Source organism: Rhizobium sp. rho-13.1, assembly GCF_007000305.1.
GTDB lineage: Bacteria > Pseudomonadota > Alphaproteobacteria > Rhizobiales > Rhizobiaceae > Rhizobium > Rhizobium rhododendri.
In genome coordinates this window covers 1-640 of sequence record NZ_SCFL01000090.1, presented here as the reverse complement: position 1 = coordinate 640, position 640 = coordinate 1, and the positions used below count along the sequence as shown (strand labels likewise).

Genomic DNA, 640 nt, shown 5'->3' with positions numbered 1-640 from the left:
AACGCGCTTGCGATTGAAGCCCCTGCGTTTCCGAAATATCTCTGGTTTGCTCCAGCTGTTGCCAGCGGGCTTTTGAAGATCATCATTCCCCTGGCGATCATGGCCTATCTCAGCAGCCGGCTGATAACCCGGCCGTTGGAGCGCATCGCGACGGCGGCCCAGCGAGAAACGGTCCTGAACGAAACCTATGCGGAACCGTTCACGGTCGAGGGTGCGAGCGAGATCCGAATTCTCGCTAACTCTCTCAATACCATGCGCAGCCGTATTCAGCAGATGACCGTCGATCGCACGAGGCTGTTGCGCGCCATCAGCCATGACCTCAGAACGCCCCTCACCCGGCTTCGCATGAGAGCCGAACGGCTGGCAGATTCCGACCTCAAGGATCTGATGCTGAGAGATGTCACCACTCTCGGCTCGATGATCGACGAAAGCCTCTCATTCCTCAACGACAAGGTCGAAAACACCCGCAAAGTCGATCTGTCGAGCCTCCTCCAGACCGTCGCCAGCGATTTCGCCGACACTGGCGTCAACGTTACGTTCGAAGGTCCGCGACGTGTCGTGTACATCTGCAAGCCGCAAGGCCTGACGAGAGCCGTGAGCAACCTGGTGTCGAACTCCGTCCGTTATGCGGATCAGGTCT

At 58.3% G+C, this 640-nt stretch carries 1 protein-coding gene; it reads left to right on the top strand.

Features of this window, described 5'->3' with window-relative positions; genetic code table 11:
* A partial coding sequence (locus EQW76_RS28765; RefSeq protein ID WP_143123532.1) for a HAMP domain-containing protein occupies positions 1-640 on the top strand: 640 nt, incomplete at both ends.